Annotated in this window: 5 protein-coding genes; 4 read left to right on the forward strand and 1 reads right to left on the reverse strand. The window is 53.9% G+C overall.

Annotation, left to right across the window (positions count from 1 at the left end):
- Nucleotides 1-114 (forward strand): IS3 family transposase (locus DS901_RS19145; RefSeq protein ID WP_404932345.1); only part of this gene is annotated, 114 nt, incomplete at its 5' end.
- 230 nt (nucleotides 115-344) lie between these two features.
- Here DS901_RS19145 and DS901_RS09635 read toward each other — a convergent pair.
- The gene (locus DS901_RS09635; RefSeq protein ID WP_113776736.1) at nucleotides 345-818 is read right to left on the reverse strand and encodes a hypothetical protein; all 474 of its coding nucleotides are present in this window, start codon (nucleotides 816-818) and stop codon (nucleotides 345-347) included.
- Between the two features lie 626 nt (nucleotides 819-1,444).
- On the opposite strand from DS901_RS09635, the gene DS901_RS09640 reads away from it, so the two are divergent.
- The 3 genes from DS901_RS09640 to DS901_RS09650 are packed head-to-tail and all read left to right on the forward strand — an operon-like array spanning nucleotide 1,445 to nucleotide 4,605.
- Nucleotides 1,445-2,590: a YHYH protein gene (locus tag DS901_RS09640; protein WP_181820829.1), complete on the forward strand. Its 1,146-nt coding sequence runs from the start codon at nucleotides 1,445-1,447 to the stop codon at nucleotides 2,588-2,590.
- A 25-nt stretch (nucleotides 2,591-2,615) separates the two neighbouring features.
- Nucleotides 2,616-3,860: a multidrug effflux MFS transporter gene (locus DS901_RS09645; RefSeq protein ID WP_220150229.1), complete on the forward strand. Its 1,245-nt coding sequence runs from the start codon at nucleotides 2,616-2,618 to the stop codon at nucleotides 3,858-3,860.
- Entirely contained in the window at nucleotides 3,844-4,605 is a 762-nt protein-coding gene (locus DS901_RS09650) for a DUF1499 domain-containing protein (protein ID WP_113776739.1), read from the forward strand. The genes DS901_RS09645 and DS901_RS09650 overlap by 17 nt, the downstream gene beginning before the upstream one ends.
- Nucleotides 4,606-4,696: the final 91 nt, after the last annotated feature.

Genomic DNA, 4,696 nt, shown 5'->3' on the forward strand with positions numbered 1-4,696 from the left:
TTCGACTACATCGAGATGTTTTACAACCCGACACGCAAGCACACCAACAATGGCATGCTGTCGCCGGTTGACTATGAAATGAAACAACAGAAAATGAACGAGGCAGGCGTCTAGGGAACTAGGGGCACCTCAAATGTCCGGTTTCCGCCCTTGGTGTCGATCGACGCGAACGGCCCGAAGCCGCCGTTGACCATTAGCTCCAAATGCTGCGCTTGCCACCCGCATTGCAGACATTCGTCCGTCTCGTCGAGGTGAAGGCCGGATAGGTCAACATCGAAAATCCGACGGCACCAAATGAGGCCAAACTCTGAGTTTTTACATGGTATGGGTGGATTGGGAATGTATCATTCACAAGCGCCCGGAAAAATGAAGGCACTGTAGTCCTCGCAATATGGTGGGCCAAGCAACCAAACACCATCAGAGCCAATAGCGTACTGAGGCCATAAGAGGTTTGAACCCTCCATAGGTTGTGGGGCCTCAACTACCCACTGCCCATCTACACGTTTAACGAAGGCCTGGATCACTGCCTCGGAAACATCCTCTCCTTCACCGCGTAAAAACATCGGTGTTTGCGTTAGATCAATTTCCACACCGTTAAGGCGCTTTACTGTGGCCATGGCAAATGCCACACCTCCCTCCACTTCCAAGCGCGTCACATGGAATTCAACCGGCGCTCCAAAGGTGTGGATAGCAGGCACACGTACTGCATCCAAAATTTCCTTACGTAGGGGGGTACCTGGCGCAGGGGTAAAGACCTCGGCAACAAGTGGGGAACAAAGAGCAATCGATACTAAAATACTAAAACTGAAAATACGCATGGTGGTCTTTCACTAGGTGCTTTGATTAATGGATTCGATTTCGACATAATAGTTTTTGCTTTCTGTCGTAGCGGTCTCGAGAAACCAGCTCTTCGGCAATCACAGAAAATCTTAGAGGGCTTTTAAATGGTGGTTTGTGGAACGCCATTTATGGAATAGTGAGCCTTCCCTAACGTGTCAATCGCAGAGTAAAAAGGGACCATTTCGGGTGATGTTTGTCTGGCGCTTGGGCAAGTTGGGAAAGGCAGCTTTTGCTTTCACGAGATGACGGCAGTGCAGACCGCAGCGAACGGCAGCTTTCCGCACTTGTGTCGAATATTGCACTGTTATGCTGGGTTCGCCCACGCGCAAGATGAACGCGTTAGCCCGCCCGGCTTGTTCAAACACCCTAAAGTCCAGCCTGAGGCACTTTCAATATCGCGGTTCGGTTTCCAGCCAGATCAAGATGGAACGCATCACCCTAAGAATGAGGTTGGGCCCAAATGAAGTTTAAAACCTCTTGAAAACACGGCCAAAATTCGAATAATACTTTCAATCTCAGTGAGCAATGAGAACCTATGTCAAACAAGCCTCACTCTTATTGCAGAATTCATCCTTTAAAACTCGACTCCATGAAAGTGCCCACGATGACAAAATCACTGCTCAATCTTTCAACCCTCAGCGTGTCGCTCATTGTGGCTTTGCCCGCTGTGTCAGCCTTGGCGCACCCTGATGTTACAGAATTTCTAGATGTTGTTTTCGTCGCAGCCCCCGAGGTTCTCGATTGCACCCTCACCGACGGCACTGCGGCCGAGTGTTATCAATTCACAGTAAATTATCTCCCCGATGATCTTAAAATCGGCCCGTTTTGCCCCGCCACACTGGATGACGCGGGCGGGCTTTGGGATTGGACGGGCGACCAAGCGGGTCTGTACCAGATTGATCGCGAATTTCTGGAGCTGCTCAATAGCCTTGGATATTCCTTCTATAATGAAGACGGAACGGTGAATGTCATAACAAGCGGCGGTGCGCCTGATGGCACCAATTCGTGCATGAACCTTGATGCCGACGACACGGTGACAATGACCATGTTGCTGCCGGTGACAGCCGTGATGGCGGACGCGCCAACCGAGCTGGGCACAGTTGCAAAGGTGGGTGTAGCGACAGACGGCATTCCTATCTTTGCGGATGCGCCCTCTATCCAGGAACGCAGCAATATGCCTGCGCTTGATTTGTGCGGCGGCCATATTGATCCGGGCGGATGGTATCACTGGCACGCGACGGCCACGGATATCGACACGGTCCTAGACGCCGCAGACATTTCAGCCAGCTGCAATCTGCCCCAGGATGCAACAGCGCTTTTCGGGTACGCCTTTGACGGGTTCGCCATTTACGGAAGCCAAGAGGCAGACGGAAGCGTTCCGTCAGATCTGGATGAGTGCCAAGGACATGTGGCCGAGACCGCAGACGGCCTGAATATTTACCACTATCATGCGGGCGATACCTTTCCGAACCTTCCGACCTGTTTGGTCGGGTTGCAGGCGTCAGACAATTTCTCGACCACCGCCAGTGGCGGAATTGGGTCGCAAGGCGGTGGCCCCGGTGGTGCACTAGGTGGCGGACAAGGCGGCCTGCCCCCCGGCTTTGATGAGGCAGCAACGACACTCGGGATCAGCGCAGAAGACCTTTTTGCAGCCGTCGAAGCGGCGGGTGGGCGTGATGCCTACCTCGCAGATGTCGCACAGACGCTTGAAATCGACGAAGACGTTTTGCGGGATGCCATGCCCGAATAACCGCACACGGTAGGCCCCCAGTCTGATGAAAATTGCACAGCCCTCATTAGGCCGTAAAGGGATGATCTTTTTCCTGATCGCCTTGGGGGCTTTTCCGCCCTTGACGATGGACATGTATCTGCCCGCCCTGCCGGATATGACCGACACGTTTGGCGTGACGCAAAGCATGGTTAACCTCACGCTGGCGGCCTACATGATTGCTTTCGCCCTTGGACTGCTATTTTGGGGGCCGCTAAGCGAACGGATCGGGCGCAAACCGGTCTTGCTTGTGACCCTTGTCCTCTACATCGTCGCCAGCCTTTTGTGCGCTTTGGTGTACCAAATCGAATACTTGATCGGATACCGCATTTTGCAAGGGATCGCAGGCGGCGGAGTTACGGTCATTGGCACGACAATCGTTAAAGATATGTTCGATGGGCGCGAACGCGAACGGGTGATGGCGGTCGTGATGTCATTGGTCATCATTGCGCCGATCGTTGCGCCGGTCTTGGGGGCTTTGCTGCTGCAATTCGCGTCTTGGCACATGATTTTTGTGGTGTTGGCGGTGTTTGCATCCTGCGTGTTGGTGCTTGTGTTCTTTTACCAAGAGACGTTGCCGGAAAAATCAACGGGTCCGCTATATCAATCATGGGTTAGGCTGGGGGTTGTGGGGATGAACCCACGCTTTGCCTATCTGTTGCTTACCTTTTCCCTCGCTCCGATGTGCCTTTTATCGTTTCTGGGCGTCGCGTCCTACGTCTATGTGGACAGGTTTGGCATGACCGAACAAGGCTTCAGCTACATCTTTGCGTTCAATGCCGTCTTCGCGGCAATCGGGCCCGTTTTATACATGCGTTTGTCGCGCGACATCGCCGTCGACAATATAATCCAATGGTGCTTTGGCGCAATCGTTCTGGCTGGCATTGCTATGTTTGCGGCCGGACCTTTGTCGTTTTGGGCCTTTGGCGCGATTGCGGCGCTGATGACAATCGCCGTGATTATGGTACGGATACCCGGCGCGAACCTATTGTTGGACCAGCAAACGCAAGACACAGGATCAGCTGCTGCGTTGATCCAGTTCAGCGGGACGATACTGGGGGCGATTGGCGTGCAAATCGTCTCAGCAATTTCGAAAGACTTAATCCACAGCTACGCGGTCTTGTTGCTTGTTGTTGGGGCATCTTGTAGCGTGCTATGGATAATCGTGCGCAAACAATCGTTTGTTACAGATCATCTTGTAAAACCAGACGCCTTGGACGGGCAAAGGACAGTTTGTGAAACAGGCGAATAATAATCCGAAGACGTCCTTTCTGTACATTGGGGGGATCGCGCTTTGCTTGGCAGTTGTGGCTGTTGGCGCCGTCTTGATCATATTGTCTGGCGCAAGATTTGGGTTTTGGGAGCCTATCGAAGGGTTCAGGCTGTACCGTGTCTATTTCAACTCCATCGCGTATGTCACAGCGGGCGTCGCAACCGCAGCCCTAGTTATCAGCTTGCTTCTGAAAGCGCGCCGCAGCATCGCCCTGTCCAGTCTGGCCGTCGTGATTGGTGCAGCCTTGATGTCCCCCATCATCATGGCAATGATCAACCCGCCCGTGCGTGCAGCCCCGATCCACAATATTTCAACAGACACCGAAAACCCGCCCGCGTTCGTGGCGCTGGACGACACACGCGCCGGTGCCACGAACAGTTTGGCATACGGTGGCGCGGACGCCGCAGCGCAAAATGACGCCTATCCCGACATCGCGCCAATTCAGACCGATCTGTCGCCATACGACGCCTTCGCGCGCGCATTATCCATCGCGGATGACATGGGGTGGAGCATCGTGGACCAGCGCGATGACACGTTTCAATTCGAGGCCACGGCACGCACGCCTGTGTTTTACTTCGCCGATGATATTGTTGTCGCCGTCACACCAACCACGGACGGCAGCCGTGTGGATATGCGCAGTGTCTCAAGGGTTGGGCGCAGCGACCAAGGCGTCAACGCAGCACGCATACGCGCGTTTGCCCAAGCGATGTCAAATCCGTCATAGAATCGTCCGGTCTAAATGAACCCTGCTTCGCGATCGGGCCGTGAACGCAGGTGTGCGGTATCTTGGCCCGCTCACAGGCAAGCGCCAAAGC

The sequence above is a fragment of the Loktanella sp. D2R18 genome, assembly GCF_003318235.1.
In the GTDB taxonomy this organism is placed as follows: domain Bacteria; phylum Pseudomonadota; class Alphaproteobacteria; order Rhodobacterales; family Rhodobacteraceae; genus Yoonia.